The sequence below is a fragment of the Arthrobacter sp. MMS24-S77 genome (genome assembly GCF_054888235.1).
The window spans coordinates 806,583-822,023 of record NZ_JBTZRN010000001.1; the positions used below are offsets into that span (position 1 = coordinate 806,583).

General features: G+C 62.5%; 16 protein-coding genes and 2 pseudogenes. 16 read left to right on the plus strand and 2 right to left on the minus strand.

Annotation, left to right across the window (positions count from 1 at the left end; genetic code table 11):
* Window positions 1–11: 11 nt before the first annotated feature.
* From ACX5I4_RS03705 to ACX5I4_RS03715, 3 genes are all read left to right on the plus strand, one after another.
* On the plus strand, window positions 12–398 hold the full coding sequence (locus ACX5I4_RS03705) for a RidA family protein (protein ID WP_461835468.1): 387 nt from the start codon (window positions 12–14) through the stop codon (window positions 396–398).
* 20 nt (window positions 399–418) lie between these two features.
* Complete coding sequence (locus tag ACX5I4_RS03710; protein WP_461835469.1) at window positions 419–616, plus strand: hypothetical protein; 198 nt, start codon at window positions 419–421, stop codon at window positions 614–616.
* A 335-nt stretch (window positions 617–951) separates the two neighbouring features.
* Window positions 952–1,167, plus strand: a complete 216-nt coding sequence (locus ACX5I4_RS03715; RefSeq protein ID WP_461835470.1) for a hypothetical protein — start codon at window positions 952–954, stop codon at window positions 1,165–1,167.
* A 216-nt stretch (window positions 1,168–1,383) separates the two neighbouring features.
* On the opposite strand, the gene ACX5I4_RS03720 is transcribed toward ACX5I4_RS03715, so the two are convergent.
* Window positions 1,384–2,316: an Lrp/AsnC family transcriptional regulator gene (locus ACX5I4_RS03720; RefSeq protein WP_461835471.1), complete on the minus strand. Its 933-nt coding sequence runs from the start codon at window positions 2,314–2,316 to the stop codon at window positions 1,384–1,386.
* Window positions 2,317–2,543: 227 nt separating this feature from the next.
* Here ACX5I4_RS03720 and ACX5I4_RS03725 point away from each other — a divergent pair, with 227 nt between their 5' ends.
* The 11 genes and pseudogenes from ACX5I4_RS03725 to ACX5I4_RS03775 form a co-directional block, all read left to right on the plus strand.
* The gene (locus tag ACX5I4_RS03725; RefSeq protein WP_461835472.1) at window positions 2,544–3,392 is read left to right on the plus strand and encodes a transporter substrate-binding domain-containing protein; all 849 of its coding nucleotides are present in this window, start codon (window positions 2,544–2,546) and stop codon (window positions 3,390–3,392) included.
* A gap of 24 nt (window positions 3,393–3,416) precedes the next feature.
* A complete protein-coding gene (locus ACX5I4_RS03730; protein WP_461835473.1) occupies window positions 3,417–4,187 on the plus strand; it encodes an amino acid ABC transporter permease in 771 nt (256 codons plus the stop codon).
* Complete coding sequence (locus ACX5I4_RS03735) at window positions 4,184–4,957, plus strand: amino acid ABC transporter ATP-binding protein (protein ID WP_461835474.1); 774 nt, start codon at window positions 4,184–4,186, stop codon at window positions 4,955–4,957. Before ACX5I4_RS03730 ends, ACX5I4_RS03735 begins: the two co-directional genes overlap by 4 nt.
* The gene (locus ACX5I4_RS03740) at window positions 4,947–5,966 is read left to right on the plus strand and encodes a C-terminal binding protein (RefSeq protein ID WP_461835475.1); all 1,020 of its coding nucleotides are present in this window, start codon (window positions 4,947–4,949) and stop codon (window positions 5,964–5,966) included. Before ACX5I4_RS03735 ends, ACX5I4_RS03740 begins: the two co-directional genes overlap by 11 nt.
* A gap of 86 nt (window positions 5,967–6,052) precedes the next feature.
* Window positions 6,053–6,871, plus strand: coding sequence for an acetoacetate decarboxylase family protein (locus ACX5I4_RS03745; RefSeq protein ID WP_461835476.1), 819 nt, complete (start codon window positions 6,053–6,055; stop codon window positions 6,869–6,871).
* Between the two features lie 256 nt (window positions 6,872–7,127).
* Window positions 7,128–8,144 (plus strand): Ldh family oxidoreductase, encoded by a 1,017-nt coding sequence (locus ACX5I4_RS03750; protein WP_461835477.1) that lies wholly within the window; start codon window positions 7,128–7,130, stop codon window positions 8,142–8,144.
* A gap of 15 nt (window positions 8,145–8,159) precedes the next feature.
* Window positions 8,160–9,455 (plus strand): iron-containing alcohol dehydrogenase, encoded by a 1,296-nt coding sequence (locus ACX5I4_RS03755; RefSeq protein ID WP_461835478.1) that lies wholly within the window; start codon window positions 8,160–8,162, stop codon window positions 9,453–9,455.
* An 8-nt stretch (window positions 9,456–9,463) separates the two neighbouring features.
* On the plus strand, window positions 9,464–10,912 hold the full coding sequence (locus ACX5I4_RS03760) for an NAD-dependent succinate-semialdehyde dehydrogenase (RefSeq protein WP_461835479.1): 1,449 nt from the start codon (window positions 9,464–9,466) through the stop codon (window positions 10,910–10,912).
* 265 nt (window positions 10,913–11,177) lie between these two features.
* Window positions 11,178–11,405 (plus strand): annotated as a pseudogene (locus tag ACX5I4_RS03765) (CBU_0592 family membrane protein); the annotation flags it as partial.
* 325 nt (window positions 11,406–11,730) lie between these two features.
* A complete protein-coding gene (gene mobC / locus ACX5I4_RS03770; RefSeq protein WP_461835480.1) occupies window positions 11,731–11,835 on the plus strand; it encodes a plasmid mobilization relaxosome protein MobC in 105 nt (34 codons plus the stop codon).
* A gap of 59 nt (window positions 11,836–11,894) precedes the next feature.
* Window positions 11,895–12,178 (plus strand): annotated as a pseudogene (locus ACX5I4_RS03775) (relaxase/mobilization nuclease domain-containing protein); the annotation flags it as partial.
* Here ACX5I4_RS03775 and ACX5I4_RS03780 read toward each other — a convergent pair.
* On the minus strand, window positions 12,179–12,946 hold the full coding sequence (locus ACX5I4_RS03780) for a DeoR/GlpR family DNA-binding transcription regulator (protein WP_461835481.1): 768 nt from the start codon (window positions 12,944–12,946) through the stop codon (window positions 12,179–12,181). It lies immediately after the preceding pseudogene.
* A gap of 290 nt (window positions 12,947–13,236) precedes the next feature.
* Between ACX5I4_RS03780 and ACX5I4_RS03785 the strand changes: the two genes are divergently transcribed.
* The gene (locus tag ACX5I4_RS03785) at window positions 13,237–14,337 is read left to right on the plus strand and encodes an ABC transporter substrate-binding protein (RefSeq protein WP_461835482.1); all 1,101 of its coding nucleotides are present in this window, start codon (window positions 13,237–13,239) and stop codon (window positions 14,335–14,337) included.
* Window positions 14,337–15,431 carry an ABC transporter ATP-binding protein gene (locus tag ACX5I4_RS03790; RefSeq protein ID WP_461835483.1) on the plus strand — a complete coding sequence of 365 codons (1,095 nt, stop codon included), beginning with the start codon at window positions 14,337–14,339 and terminating at the stop codon, window positions 15,429–15,431. The genes ACX5I4_RS03785 and ACX5I4_RS03790 overlap by 1 nt, the downstream gene beginning before the upstream one ends.
* Window positions 15,432–15,441 lie beyond the last annotated feature (10 nt).

Here is a 15,441-nt window from a genome sequence, read left to right on the forward strand (position 1 = left end):
CAGGAGAAAGCATGAACCAGCGCCAGAACATCTCGTCCGGATCCGCCCGCGAACCGATCCTCGGCTACTCCCGCGCAGTCCGCGTCGGAAACCAGATCGTCGTAGCCGGAACCACAGCGGGTTCCAGCAACGGCGCAGTCGGCGGAAACGACGCTGCCGCCCAGGCCCGCGAAATTTTCGATCGGATCGAAACCGCCCTCATCGAGGCCGGCGGCTCGTTCGCGGACGTCGTCCGTACCAGGATCTATCTGACCAACATCGAAGACTTCGACGCCGTCGGCGCCGTCCACGGTCAAATCTTCGGCGACATCCGTCCCGTGACAGCTGTGGTTGAGGTCGGCGCCCTCGCCGCCGACGACCTTCTGGTCGAGGTCGAAGCAGACGCTATCCTGCAATAGACGAATCCGTGACGAGAGTGATGGTTGACATCACCCTCTTCGAGCTGGATAGCGTGCTGACCAAGGGAGACACCATGGCCTCCCTGGTCAGCCGCCGTCTGGCACGCCACCCGGGCGCCTCCTCAGGGTTGCACCGTTGTTCCTTCTTTCCCTCGCCGCTCACCCGCAAAGCCGTCTCAGGGCGAATGCGAACCGCAGGCTCGTCGCGCTGGCCCTGAAAGGGCTCACCGCTTCTCGCTTCCGAAATCGAATTCCATAACCATGCGGCGACATGGAAGACACAAAACGTGGGGCCTGCCAAATTGAGTCGTCTGAAATCAGCCGGTGTTCCATATGGTTGCGCTACCTTCCATACGGACTCGGCCAGCGACCTATCTCTGGCGGCTTCCGCCCTGACTTCCCAACCGCAACCGTGAGGGCGACGGTTGACGTCGATTGCGGGACCGTGGGACGGGCGGAGTGCCACAAATGACCACGTTGAGCCGGCTCGCGCTTCGCCGAAACGGCAGATTTTGCCCACGGTGAACCCGACAACCGCAGAGAAAGAGACCTCATGATCAAGCACCACTCGGACCTCGTCCTGGAAATCAGTGCACACGACCCGGACAGCATCGAAAATGACTTGAACACCGCAGTCGAGATCGCCCGCGAACACGCCATGAAGGAGTACCGCCACGGAATCCTCGTCACCCAGCACAGCTACACCAGCTACACCGTCACTGTCAGCGGAGATGTCCCCTACGGGGAGACACACGAAAGACGCAAGTAACCGGGACGTTGCGGATGGCAACAGGGCGGGTGACAGGTACGACTGGATGTGTACGCCCCCGACGGCGTTCCCTGGTCGGTCCTGCCGAACTGGGCAAGCGAGGGATGGGACGGCATCCACCTCAGACTGGCACGGATGGCTCCCAGCGAGGGGCCAAGAACGGCGGAGAGGATGGCCAGGTGGCAGCGCGGCGGAGGGTTGATCGTCCGGGTTTGGTCATGCGTGCTGGCCGTCGGTCAGAGTGGTATCACTCTGGGTCTGGGGCTCGAAGGTGCGCTCGTAGCGCTCATGGATGATGGATGTGTGCACCCACGAATCGACCGAGCGCACGGACGGGAGGCGCAAAGCGTCGTCGCGCACGTTGAGCGACTGGGAGGCTGTTTCGAGTACGACGGTGGCTATGAAGTCGTACCGTCCGATGCATGTGGCGACGAATTCGGCTCCCGGAAGTGCTGAGAAGAAGGCGACAGCGTCGTCGTGTAGCCCGGATGTCCTGATTCCGAACCCTACCGCGAGGGAGCCGGTGCGCAGCCTGGTGGCAGCGATGCGGATGACGTTCGAGCTGATCAGGCGCATGACGCGGGTACGCGCACCGTTGGTTGAAAGCCCGACAGCGTTTCCGAGCGCGTTGAATCCGGCTCGGCCGTCCTCCTGGAGGATCGCGATGAGTCCGAGGTCCGTCTGATCGATCGTGATGCCTGGTGCGGGGGGAGCGGTGCTGATGAGCTGGCTCTTGGCAATTTCGCGGTAAATATGGGTGTCGACTCTTTCGACCCCTGGCAGTCGTCGGATCTGATCGATCCGTTCGTAGAGGTCCGCGATGGAAGGAAGTGTGAACTCTGCGACTATGCCGGCGCGGCCGGTCGCGAGGGACAGGAAGTGACAGCCGCCCATGTCCTTGATTGGCGCGGCTACTTCCGCTGTGGGGAGTGAAGTTTCGACGGCGAGCCGGGCCATTGCATCGAACCCAAGCACGCGAGGGTGCACGGCGGCTGCGATCCTGAGGCCACCGAAGGCGGTCAGCTCTCCGAATCTGGCGGCAACCACCGCCCGCGGGATACCCAGCCGCCGGGCAAGGTCGCTGAAAGAAGCGCGGCCGTCCTGCTGAAGTGCAAGGAAAATGCCCTCGTCGATTGTCTCGTTAGTCACGGTCCTCCTTTGGTTCATACCCAGTATATGCAGGACTGCATTGGATGGCACCAATCAGTGATGATTTTGATCCTTAGTCCTCATTTTAGAGTCATATATGCAGTTTAGAAACATAAATACTGGAAAACTGCTTGCTCGAGTGGGTTGGTCCCGCTATCGTGTGATTATCGCCACTTCGGCCCAACGTTCTCGGCTCGCTGTTCGAGCCCCCTCAATTGGAGTCCACAATGCGTTTACCTCTTTCCGTCGTCGCGGGTGCAGCTGCCGCGACCCTCATTGCCCTAGCTGGGTGTTCTGGCCCGTCCACGGCGTCATCGGTTTCGTCCGGGGGAACCGCTCCTTCCGGGCTGATCGAGGCGGGCAAGCTCACAGTCTGCACAGACCCGGAGTCTCCACCGATGGACTACTACGAGAACGGCTCGAGCGGAGACGTCATTGGCTTTGACGCCGACGTCTCGCGCGCCCTTGCCAAGCGTTGGGGCCTTGAGGCTAAGTTTGCGGTGAGCGCGTTCGACGGCCTCCTGCCTGGCCTTCAAGGCAAGCGCTGCGATGTCCTCCTCAGCGGCCTATACATCAATGAGACCCGCCTCGCCACGTTCGACGCCGCTGCTGTGACGAAAACCGGCCCCATGATCGTCACGAGCACAGCCAAGCAGAATGAGTTCACGAAGCCCACCGATCTTTGCGGACTGTCCGTAACCGCCCAGGCCTCAACCGCGAATGCTGGGAAGGTCAAGTCTCTTGCACCTGATTGTGCGGCATTGGGCAAAGCCGCACCCAAGCTCCTTGAGTACCCCAAGGTTTCCGAGAGCGTCCTCTCCGTGCTCAACGGCAGGGCGGACGCGCTCGTCGAAACTGACGTTGACGCCGCATACATAGCGTCACAGAACCAAGGCAAGCTCGTGGCAGTCCGCGGCGGCTACCCGCAGGACATCAATACCGGCATGTACACCCGCAAGGGCGACACGCTTACGGCGCCCGTAGCCGAGGCCATCAAGGCCCTGCGCGCGGACGGGACCCTTGCCAAGATCGCCGAGCAGTACAAGCTCGACAAGTCCATGGTTGACGTCGGCTGACGCTGGCCCAGAAGGAGAAATACCATGGAATTCGACGTCGGAATACTCCTCCAACAGCTCACAAGCCCCGACTTCGCCAAGGGCGCCCTGCTTTCCGTCGGTGTCGGGGTGCTCTCCCTTATCCTCGCCACGCTCATCGGCTTCACGCTGGCCCTCGGGAAGACCTCGGGCAAGCGGTGGGCGCAAGCCGCCGCGTCGGCGTACATCTGGTTATTCCGGGCGATCCCGGCCCTCCTTGTGCTGCTCATCATCTGGAATGCGTTGCCGCAACTCTTCCCGGTACTGCGCCAGGAGTGGTTCTCGCCGTTCCTCGCGGCGTTCGTCGGTCTCGGCATCGTCGAGGCTGCGTTCATGGCCGAAATCATCCGCTCGGCGCTCCTGAGCGTCGATGAGGGGCAGTACCTTGCGGCAAGGGCTCTCGGGATGTCCCCGTCCAAGGTGATGACCAAGGTCATCCTCCCGCAGGTCGTGCGCATCGCGCTCCCTCCGACAGGAAACGAGTTCATCGGACTCATAAAGCTATCCTCGCTGGCCTCCGTGATCTCACTCCAAGAACTGCTCACCACGGCCCAAATTGCGGTCAACGTCACGTTCCGCTACGCCGAGTACTACACGGTCGCCATCGTCTACTACCTGATCATCGTCTCGGTCCTAACCCTCATCCAGGGTGCCGCCGAGAAGAAGTTTCTCTGGACGTCGCGGAAGGCCCCCGCCCGGGTGGGCAAGCCTGCGGTTGAGGAACGGGTGGGCAAGCCCGCGGTCGAGGAAACCGTCAAGAAAGGAGCGAACGCATGAGTGCCACCACTTCTCGTGGTCCTTTGCTCGAGGTCCGAGAGCTGGCCAAGGCCTATCACGGCCAGTCCGTGCTCAAGAGCGTTGATTTCAGCATCGGCCGGGGGCAGGTCAAAGCAGTGCTCGGCCCGTCCGGCTCGGGCAAATCGACGATGCTCCGGCTCATGGCGCTGCTCGAGCCGGCAGACAGCGGCAGCATCCTGCTGGATGGCAATCCCATCGGAGGTCCCAACGCCCGCGGTCACGCCCAGCCCGAACGGGTCCTCGCCCGCGAGCGGCAGTCGATCGGGACGGTGTTCCAACGGTTCAACCTCTTCCCGCATCTGAGCGCGGTGCGCAATGTCGCGCTCAGCCTCACTGCCGTCAAGGCCGTCCACCACAAGGAGGCCGAAGAACTCGCGATGGCCATGCTCGACCGCGTAGGCCTCGAGCACCGTGCCGGGCACTACCCGTCGGAGCTTTCGGGAGGGCAACAGCAGCGCGTCGCGATCGCCCGCGCGCTCGTCATGAACCCGGCCGTCCTCCTCTTCGACGAACCGACCTCGGCTCTCGATCCCGAGCTTGTCGGCGAGGTACTCAAAGTTATGGAAGACCTCGCCCACGACGGTATGACGATGATCGTCGTGACCCACGAGGTCAGCTTCGCACGCCGGGTGGCGGACGAAGTCACCCTCTTCGACGAGGGCGTCATCGTTGAAGCGGCGCCCCCCGACGAATTCTTCGACAACCCCCAACACGAGCGCACTAGGAGATTCCTCAGCCATGTCCATTGATACACGCCCTCTGGCGGTTTACACAGACCTGGAGGACATGGAATTCTCCGCGGGCGTCGCCCTCCTCGAGGAGAACGGCTACCGGGTCGAATACCTCGCGACCGAAGACCCCGAAAAGATCATCCAAGGAGCCCAAGGAGCCGAAGCCCTCCTGATCAGCTACGCCCGCCTGACCGCCGCGATGATGGACGCCCTGCCGGATCTGAAGATCATCTCCCTCTGCTCCATGGGCACCGACCAGGTCGACATCAACGCGGCCCGAGAGCGAGGGATATGGGTTACCGCGCTTCCCGGAGTCTCGGCTGAAGAAGTCGCAACCCACGCCCTAGCTATGGCCCTCAGCATGGTTCGGGAATTGCCCTTTTTCCACGACAATGTCACCCGGGGAGACTGGCTGGCCCGGCCTGAGGCTGCTATTCCTCGGCTGAGCGAACAGCGCCTCGGGCTCATCGGACTCGGGAGAATCGGAAGCCGCGTCGGCGCGATCGCCAGCCCTTTGTTCGGCGAAGTCATCGCCTACGATCCATATCTGCCCGAAACAGCCCAGACCACCGCCAGCCTCGAACGTGACGGGATACGGCGCACGAGCCTCCAAGAGGTTCTCAGCACATCGACAGTCGTCTCGCTCCACGTCCCACTCACCGAGGCCACCCACCACCTCATCGACGCCGAAGCACTAGCCACGATGCGTCCCGGCAGTGTCCTGGTCAACGTCAGCAGGGGAAAACTTGTCGACAGCTCCGCCCTGCGGGACGCCATCGACAGCGGCCACCTCCGGGGTGCCGCCCTGGACGTCCTCGAAACCGAGCCTGCACCACAGGGACATCCACTCATCGGCCACCCCAAGATCCTCGTGACCCCCCACGTGGCATTCCTCTCTGAACGGAGCCATGCCGAATACGTCCGCATCCAAGCCCAGAACGTCATCACTCTGCGGACCACGGGAACCCCCGACACACCACTTTTTAATGCCGCCCAAGGCCGGACCAAGGAACTGGTCAGCGAGTAAGCGCCGACCGCCGAAGCAATTGACAACATGATTGCGCTGCCCCTCCTGACACAGCGGCAGCGCACCACCTGAAAGAGGAACCCATCATGACCGAGCCCAATGGCTTTCTATTTCCGCGTTCTCCGAAGGGACGTGCGAGTCTGATCCCCGCGCCGCCTTGGTATTACTCAGCCACCGCGGCGACTGTAGAGTACCGTACAAATCCCGACAATGTTCGTGCTTTGCTGCCCGAGCAGTTGGCCTTGGATGAGGACGACCCCGGTCTTGTGGCAATGGTCTTCACCGATGTCCAGTCCTGCTCTGAAGGAGGGGAAGAACTGCTCGACCCGATCCGGTCCCAGTACGGGGAGGCTTTGCTAGCAGTCAAGGCACGGTATCGGGGGGTTCTCTACACGCGGATCGCCTACGTTTGGGTAACCCGCGATTTCTCCCTCGGTCGCGGCATTCACATGGGGTATCCGAAGAAGATCGGTTCGGTCCGCATGACCCGACCGTTCCCGTTTGGGCCGGCGCCGCGCGTGGAGCCGGGTGGTCGCTTCGGCGCAAGCCTGGCCGTCGCCGACCATCGACTGGCAGAGGCCCGATTCACTTTGCGCGAGCAGGTAGACCGCGGCCCGTCGGTAACTAGTCGACCATTGCTGCACAGCCGCTTGCTCAGGTCCATTGAAATGGGTGGGCCCGACAGCCTCGACGAGCTCGTCGTACACAGTGAGGTCGAGCTGGAGAGCGGCCGTCCGTGGGCTGCTGATGCCGAGCTGCGTCTATTCGAGTCCCCGGTGGATGAGCTTGCCGCGCTTTCCGTAGACGAGATCGTGGGTGCCTACTACCAGCAGGGCGCTAGCCGGTGGGAGGGCGGCACCTTGCTCAGCGCCCAGCTAAGCGGAGAGGATCCGGCGGGACGGTGAGGTGACAGGTTCGGTTCAAGGGTGGAAGAGCCGGAATTCCGTAACCTCGGGAGCCAATCTCGGGCGAAGAGGCGCTCAATAAACGTTCTGCCGTCATGGCGCCATCGAGGCCAAGGGAGCGCGAGCACGCATGAAAGAGCATCTTAGACGGTCGAGGCGTCGGCTCCGTAAAGGCATTTGATTGAGCTAAGTGGCAGAGGCCGGGGCGACGGGAGAACCCCTCGTCCCGGCCTCCTAGTGGAAGGCGAGGAGAAACTTGATTGCAATTGAATCTGTACGGGTCAGTCTCGACGACGCGATGCAGGCCGCGGTACAGGCGCTGCTTGCGGTGGGGGTTCCCGCGGAGAACGCACACCTGCAGGCCGATCTGCTCATCGACGCGGAGGCCCGAGGGCTGCCGTCCCACGGTCTCTTGCGCCTGCCGAGGGTAATCGACCGGATCCGCAACCGGGTCGCTGACCCGGTTGCCACCGGACGGATTAATTGGCGCGGGGATGCGCTGGCGTCAGTCGACGGCCAGAACGGTCTCGGCCCCGTGGTGGGAGTCCATGCCCTGGAAGTAATTTCGGAGCGTTGCTCGAACAGTGCGGGCGTGGCGGCGGCTGCTGTGCATTCGTGCAACCATCTGGGCATGCTGGCGTGGTATGCCCGAAAAATTGCGGACCGTGGCCAGGTGTGTATCGCGATGACCACCAGCGAGGCGCTTATGCACCCCTACGGCGGGCGGATCGCAATGGTCGGGTCCAACCCGATTGCGATCGGAGTGCCGGCGCAACCGCGGGCCCTGGTGTTCGACATGGCCACCTCACTGGTGTCGATGGGCAAGATCCACGACCACGCCAACCGCAAAGCGCAGCTGGAACCGGGTTGGGCCCTCGACGAGGACGGTGAGGAAACCGTCGACGCCGAGCGCGCCAAGCGTGGATCGATCGCCCCGTTCGGCGGCGCCAAAGGCTATGGCTTAGGGCTTGCATTTGAGGTGCTGGTCACTGCACTCACCGGGGCTGCACTGGGTCGCGACGTCGTCGGCACGCTCGACTCGATCCACCCGTCCAATAAGGGTGATGTGTTTATCGTGGCCGAAGCCGGTTTCGGGGATGCGGTTTCTGAATACCTGGCTGCCGTGCGCACATCGCCGCCGGTCGATCCGGCTAACCCCGTTCGGGCTCCCGGGGATTCCTCGGATGTCCGCCGCGACCGCGCCGCTACAGAGGGCATCGCGCTGCCCGGTGCCCTCTGGGATGAGATCTGCACGCTGCCGCTGAACTTTTGACACGAAAGGCACCACATGAACTTCACCGCGACCATAGACTCTCCACACGGAGCGGGTATCGGCCCCGATACGTCCGGAACGTCCTGCGGACTGTTGCGCCTACCGCGAACCGTCTTGTTCGGTGCCGGCCAGCGCCGAGCGCTCGGCTCCATCACGGCCGGTTACGGGCGCAATGCGCTGATCTGCACGGACGCCCGGCTTGGGACATCGCCCGAACTCGCCGAACTTACCGTCAGCCTCAACGCCGCTGGCGTATCCGTGCACGTTTTCGACCGGACGGAACCCGAGCTTCCGCTGCCGGGGGTGGTCGAATGCGTCGCTGGTCTGGCCCATACTCCGATCGACGCGGTGATCGGGTTCGGTGGCGGCAGCTGCATCGACATGGCGAAGGTCGTGGCACTGCTGCTGTCCCACGGCGGCCAGCCTTCCGACTACTACGGAGAAAACGCCGTGCCTGGTCCCATACTGCCGGTCATCGCCGTCCCGACGACCGCGGGCACGGGTTCGGAGGCCACGCCTGTGGCCGTCATCGCCGATCCGAATCGAGCCATGAAGGTCGGCATCTCGAGCCCGCATCTTGTGCCGCAAGCAGCTATTTGCGATCCCGAGCTAACGTACTCGTGCCCAGCGGCGCTCACCGCCGCATCCGGAATCGATGCCGTCGTGCACCTGGTCGAGTCGTACACCGCTGTGAGACGCACGCCGACCGCAGAGCTTAGCTCGGAACGGGTCTTCATCGGGAAATCGATGTTTAGCGATTCCGCTGCCTTGGAAGGGCTTTCGCTGATGGGGCGAAGTCTGTTGACCGCCCAGCTGGAGCCGTCGAACGGCGATGCACGCCGCGACGTGATGCTCGCGTCCTTCCTCGGCGGTGTGGCGATAGGCACTGGTGGGACGTCGGCGGCACACGCCCTGCAGTACCCGATCGGGGCCGCCACTCACACACCACACGGATTCGGCGTGGGCGCGCTGCTGCCGTACGTGACCCGCTACAACCTTCCGGCCCGGGTCAGTGAATTCGCCGCCATCGGCGCCTCGCTCGGCGTTGCCTCCGGTGTTGACTACTGGACTGACGCCGTGTCGGCGATCGAAGCGCTAGACGCCATCGTCGATGGGCTCGCGGTGCCGACGATCGCCGAGCTTGGCGTGAAGGAAGGAGACCTGCCGGCGATCGCCGAGCAGGGGCTATTGGCCAAACGGCTGGTCGACAACAACCCCCGACAGCTCGATCAGGCCGCGATGCTCACCATCATGACGAACGCTTTCCGGGGCGACCGCACGATGCCTGATTCCAGGCCCGACAAGAACTAGGAGAACCTTTGGCCATCACCGAAACCCTTTACCACAACGACCTCTTCATCGGTGGCTCCTGGCTGCCCGGCGGCCGGGCCAAGCGCATCGACGTGGTCAATCCGTCCGACGACACGGTGATCACCACCGTTGCCGATGCGTCTCCCGAGGACGCCGCCTCCGCCGTAGATGCCGCCGCGGGCGTACTGGAATCCTGGTCGGCGGTGCCGCCGCGGCAGCGCGCCGAGATCCTGCGTCGTGCGTTCGAGCTGATGACCGAGCGCGCTGAGGAACTCGCGTATCTGATCTCGTTGGAGAACGGCAAGTCGATAGCCGACGCCCGTAGCGAGATCGGCTATGCGGCCGAGTTCTTCCGCTGGTATTCCGAGGAAGCGGTTCGGATTCTCGGAGAGGTTTCACTGGCTCCCGCCGGAGCGAATCGGATCATTGTGCAGCACCAACCGATCGGTGTATGCCTGCTGGTGACGCCCTGGAACTTCCCAGCCGCCATGGCCACCCGCAAGATCGCCCCCGCCCTGGCCGCCGGGTGCACGACGGTACTCAAACCGGCTACCGCGACCCCGCTGACCGCCTATGCGATCGCCGAGATCCTGGCCGAAGCCGGGGTACCCGGCGGCGTGGTCAATGTCATCACTACGAGCAGCACCTCGCTGGTGGTCAACAAACTGCTGCACGATCCTCGGGTGCGCAAGTTGTCCTTCACCGGATCTACCGAGGTCGGGAGGGTGTTGCTGCACGAGGCCGCCGACCAGGTGATCAAATGCTCGATGGAGCTGGGTGGCAACGCGCCATTCATTGTGTTGGCCGACGCCGATCTGGACAAGGCACTTGAGGGCGTGATGGTGGCCAAGATGCGCAACGGCGGCCAGGCCTGCACTGCAGCCAACCGCATTTACGTGCACTCGTCGTTGCACGACCGGTTCGCCAGAATGATCGCAGACCGGTTCGCCAGCCTGGTGGTGGGGCCGGGTACCGACGACCAGACCCAGTGCGGCCCGCTCGTGGACCATCCGAGCGTCAACAAGGTCATCGACCTCATCGACGACGCGTGCGACCGTGGCGCGCAGCTGCTGGTCGGCGGCTCTGCTCCTGAACGCGCCGGCTCCTACTGCCTGCCAACGGTTCTCGCCAACGTTCCGCGCGAGTCCCGGCTGGTCAGCGAAGAGATCTTCGGGCCGGTGGCCGCCCTGATCCCGTTCGAGGACACCGCTGACGCGATCGCCGCGGCCAACGATACAGAGTACGGGCTGAGCGCCTACGTGTACAGCGGTGATCTAGCCAACGGGCTGCGGGTAGCCGAGAAACTTGAAAGCGGTATGGTCGCCGTCAACCGCGGCCTGGTATCCGACCCGGCCGCACCGTTTGGTGGCGTCAAACAATCGGGCCTGGGGCGCGAAGGCGCCCACCACGGCATGCTGGAGTTCACCGAGGCCAAGTACATCGCAGTGGATTGGTGAGACGGCCCAGCAGTTGACCACTTGGGAGTTGCGGCGGTTCTTGATCCGAAATCCAGGGGCCCGATTCTCACTCGGTCGGGTTGTTCAGGCGGGGTGGGGAACAGTTGGGCATCCACCCGAGGCGCCGGGATACGGGACCGTGGCGTGGATGTCGAAGAGAGACATGGCGGGCCGCGTGAACGAACGTTGTGTTCATTTTGTACCCATCCAAGTTTGACAATACTTCCGAGCGCTAACAGCTGGGGATCACTTCTGAAAGGACACCGTGGAACTGCTGTGGGAAGTCGCCGGCTGGGCAGGAGCGGCTGCAATACTCAGTGCACACCTGACCGTTTCCATGGGTTGGTTGAAGGCCGGCAGACGCTTCCAGACGGCAAATCTACTCGGCGCTTGCGCCTTCATTGTCAACGGCGCGTTCCACGAAGCATGGCCCTCTGTGGTCACGAATATCGCGTGGTTCCTCATTTCCGCCGTCGCGCTTCTTCGCCTGCGTTTGGCGCCGCCGGCGGCGTGTAAGTCCAGTGTGTGACCCGCTAGTGCAACTCCGCAGTCGGAGATCGCGCCCCTTGATTGTCCAGGGGCGGAGCAGTGGCTATTGTCTGACGACCGTCAATATTGGGGCGGGCTTTCGGGCTCTCGCGGCGGCGCCGTGAGAACACCCCGGCGGGGACGAAGAAGCGCCGTGACGTGTGGGTCACCGTTGAGGAGGAAGCGGCGATGGTGGCCATGGCTGAGCGGGAGATGGTCCCGGTTTCTTCGGCGTTCCGTCGGTGCATTCTGATTCGCCGACGGAACGCCGTGCGATTGCTGCGGAACTGATGTCCCTTCACGATTTGTTGGCCCGTTCCTCGAACAACATCAACCAGCTTGCACGGCAGGCTAACGCCACGAGCGAGTTCCCGGCCGAGCCCGCGAAGCGCTGAAGCACCTGCGTTCCGTGGCCATGCGGATCGATGACGCGATTGACGGGCTGATGTACCCGATGATTCCGAACATCACCCGCGGTTCGCGCATGGGTGGCTCATGGTTTACCTGGCATCGTCGGATGCCAACAAGACGAAGAACTCCCACCATGATCCGCACCTGGTGGCCGGGGACCCGGCCATCATGGCGTGGTACGACGACGGGGTGCTGGACCGCGACGATGCCCTGGCGATCGCGAAGCATCTCGACCGGCTGCGCAAGATATTCGGGGTCTCGGTGCAGATCAAAGACATGGGGTGGGACGCGGCGAAGAAGGAGCGCGTGCACGTCGGGTGTAGAGAGTTACGCGATGATCGTTACGCCGCCGCCCTTTTCGAGTGCTTCACGGATAGTGCTCGGCGGTTCGGAGTCGGTGATTAGCCCGGTGAGTTCCTGGAGCCCCGCGACGCGATGACGTGCCACGCGCCCGAACTTTGATGAGTCCGCCAAGACATACGAAACGGCGGAGTTTTGAATGATGACCTTCCGGGCTGCTGCTTCCTCGAGGTAGTAGTCGGTTAGACCAGCCGTTGCGTCGATTCCACCGGATCCAAGGAAAGCGATGTCCGGGTGCAGGTCTCTGAAAAAGTTTTGGGCAGCGGAGTTGGAGAGCGCCATATCTCCGCCCCGGAGCCGGCCCCCGGCCACGTGGACCACCAAGTTTGGATGGTTCGAAAGTTCGATTGCCACGAGGAGTGAATTGGTCGCGACTGTGCCGCGAAAATCACTGGGAATTGCCCTCGCCACGCTAAGCGCGGTTGTTCCGACATCCAGGACTACGAACTGCCCCGGCTCAAGTAACAAGGCAGCAGCTTTACCGATTCTTTCCTTCGCCTCGCTTGCAACGTTGGCGCGTTCCGCAAATGGTGGCTCCTCCCCAGGTGGCAGAGGAAGAGGGGATGTCGCACCCCCGTGGACGCGCGATAGCAGGCCACGCTTTTCCAACACGGCAAGATCCCGTCGAATCGTCTCGTTGGAGACAGACAATGATTGGGCCAGATCCTCTGTGCTGACTACTCCCGTGCCATGGAGCTTGTACACGATCCGACGATGTCTTTCAGCAACTAGCATCGTTGCCCGTTTCCGAGGGTTTCCGTGGGTTCATGTCAATCAGTATGTCCACAGCAAGTGTGTCCCGCAAGCCCGAAACGCCCAGATTTGACTAGTAATGACCGTTTGCGTGCGTTCTGGACGATTTTTTGCGTGGGATTTCACGCGGGTATCCGCTTTGAGCATGGCCGAAGTCACACAAGGATGTAACCCTTGACACATGGCTATCCACAGTTCGACAATAAATTCCACAAAACACCACGTTTTCGGGCATCTTCAGTCAAGGCAACATTTACCCACAGGAGCAAAAATTGACTTCAACCAAATGGCGTCTCTTCAAGGGCGCTGCCCTGCTAGCGCTGCCAGCCCTGGCTCTCACGGCCTGCGGGGGATCTGCTTCCACCCAGTCGACGAACGGGGACGATGTTTCCGGTGAGCTGGTGTTCAGCATTTACCCTGGCGTCTTCCAGGACAACTACGTCAAGTCGGTTGTGGAGCCATTTGAGAAGCTTCACCCGAACCTGAAAGTCTCGTTTGTCCAGGCCCGCACCAGCGCAGAGTCGCTCGCGGCGCTTCGCGCCGACAAGAACAACCCCAGCGTCGATGTTTCACTCCTGGATCTGGCGGTGGCCCGCACAGCCAACGCTGAAGGCATCTTCCAAGCGTTGGACCCCGCAGCCGTTCCCAACCTTAAAGATCTCGATCCGAAGGCTCGCATCAATGGAGACTTCGGCGCTGGCGTCACGTTCGACAGCGTCGCGCTGATGTACAACACCAAGGCCGTGAAGAGCGCACCCGAGTCGTGGAACGCTCTCTGGGAAGACCCGGCGGCCGCCGGCAAGACCGCCATCATCGGACCGCCTGATTTGACCAGCACGGTGGGGCTCACCGTCATCACGACCCAGATGGAGGGCGGCGACTACAAGAAGTCGGTCGATCAGGGAATTGCCAAGCTGGCCAAACTTTCACCCCGGGTGGAGACGTGGAATCCGCAGCCTGACCCCTACACCATGGTTCAGAACGGGAGCGCGTCCTACGGGGTGGGCTGGAATGCCCGATCGCAGCTCTTCGCCGACCAGTCCAACGGCGCCATGAAAGCTGTCCTGCCCAAGGAAGGGACCGTCCTTCAGGTCAACACCCTCAACCAGGTGAAAGGGTCGCCGAACCCCAAGGCCGCGGCTGCCTTCATCAACTACGCTCTTGGCACCGAAGCTCAGGGCAGCTTTGCCAAACTCATGGCCTATGCTCCGACCAACACGAAGGTCCAGCTCCCGGCCGACCTCCTCGCGAAGATTCCGGTCGCTGACCCTGCCAAATCCTCCCGTGTCATTCCTCTTGACTGGGATGTCGTGGTCAAGCAGCGCGATTCCTGGGCCACCCGGCTCAAGACCGAAGTTGTGGGGGCGAAGTAATGAGTTCTGCAAGCCCTGACACCCGGGCGGGCTACCTGAGCATCAATGCCCTGACAAAGAAGTACAAGAACACCCCCTCGGCCGCCGTCGACCGCGTTTCGCTCAAAGTCGACGAAGGCGACTTCCTAGCTCTCCTTGGACCTTCCGGATGCGGCAAGACAACAACCCTGCGCATGATTGCCGGGCTTATTGAGCCAACCTCGGGTTCCATTCATGTACAGGGCAAAGACATCACCAAGACGCCGGTGCACAAGCGCTCCATTGGCATGGTCTTTCAAAACTATGCGCTGTTTCCTCACCTCGACGTGAAGTCGAACGTCGCCTACGGGCTGAAGATGAGGCATATCCCGAAAACGGAAATCGCCGTTCGGGTGCAGAACGTGCTCGACCTGGTCAGGCTGGGACACCTGGCGGACAGGAGGGTGACCGCGCTGTCCGGCGGCCAGCAACAGCGCGTCGCGCTGGCCCGGGCAATTGTCGTAAATCCCCAGCTGTTCCTGATGGATGAGCCGTTGTCCAACCTTGACGCCAAGCTCCGGGACGCCATGCGCACAGAGATCCGGAGCATTCAACGCAAGATGGGAATCACATCGGTCTTCGTGACCCACGACCAGGACGAGGCGCTGACCATGGCGGACAAGATCGCCGTCATGTCCGAGGGTGTCCTGGAGCAGTTCGGCACGCCGAGCGACATCTTCGAACGTCCCGCCACGCGTTTCGTCGCCGAGTTCGTGGGCCAGGCCAATCTGATTGACAGCGTCCGCGTATCCAGTAGTGCCGGGCGGCACCTGATTGAGGTGCCCGGAGCGGGCCACCTCAGCGTCCCGCGCATCTCCGGAGAGACCGCCGGCACTTCCACGGCGATGATCCGGCCGCACCAGCTAAAGGCACGTAGCGCCTCGGATTCACCTGACGGCATCAGGGGAGATGTGCGTTCTGCAACCTATTTCGGCGACACCATCCAGTATGAAATCCAGACCGGACAAAACCTCCTGAAGGTCCAGATGCGGGCGGACGGCTCACCGACCCTCGCAGTCGGTTCGGAGGCCGCAGTGACGGCAGCTACGGACAACGTCCACTTCATCGCCGCCTGACAACGGCCCC

Excerpts from the sequence above, each read along its gene's own strand:
- ACX5I4_RS03730 (WP_461835473.1), top strand. The coding sequence starts at position 3,417 with ATGGAATTCGACGTCGGAATACTCCTCCAACAGCTCACAAGCCCCGAC.
- ACX5I4_RS03745 (WP_461835476.1), top strand. The coding sequence starts at position 6,053 with ATGACCGAGCCCAATGGCTTTCTATTTCCGCGTTCTCCGAAGGGACGT.
- ACX5I4_RS03735 (WP_461835474.1), top strand. The coding sequence starts at position 4,184 with ATGAGTGCCACCACTTCTCGTGGTCCTTTGCTCGAGGTCCGAGAGCTG.
- ACX5I4_RS03740 (WP_461835475.1), top strand. The coding sequence starts at position 4,947 with ATGTCCATTGATACACGCCCTCTGGCGGTTTACACAGACCTGGAGGAC.
- ACX5I4_RS03725 (WP_461835472.1), top strand. The coding sequence starts at position 2,544 with ATGCGTTTACCTCTTTCCGTCGTCGCGGGTGCAGCTGCCGCGACCCTC.
- mobC (WP_461835480.1), top strand. The coding sequence starts at position 11,731 with ATGTCCCTTCACGATTTGTTGGCCCGTTCCTCGAACAACATCAACCAG.
- ACX5I4_RS03710 (WP_461835469.1), top strand. The coding sequence starts at position 419 with ATGGTTGACATCACCCTCTTCGAGCTGGATAGCGTGCTGACCAAGGGA.
- ACX5I4_RS03780 (WP_461835481.1), bottom strand. The coding sequence starts at position 12,946 with ATGCTAGTTGCTGAAAGACATCGTCGGATCGTGTACAAGCTCCATGGC.
- ACX5I4_RS03715 (WP_461835470.1), top strand. The coding sequence starts at position 952 with ATGATCAAGCACCACTCGGACCTCGTCCTGGAAATCAGTGCACACGAC.
- ACX5I4_RS03705 (WP_461835468.1), top strand. The coding sequence starts at position 12 with ATGAACCAGCGCCAGAACATCTCGTCCGGATCCGCCCGCGAACCGATC.
- ACX5I4_RS03790 (WP_461835483.1), top strand. The coding sequence starts at position 14,337 with ATGAGTTCTGCAAGCCCTGACACCCGGGCGGGCTACCTGAGCATCAAT.
- ACX5I4_RS03755 (WP_461835478.1), top strand. The coding sequence starts at position 8,160 with ATGAACTTCACCGCGACCATAGACTCTCCACACGGAGCGGGTATCGGC.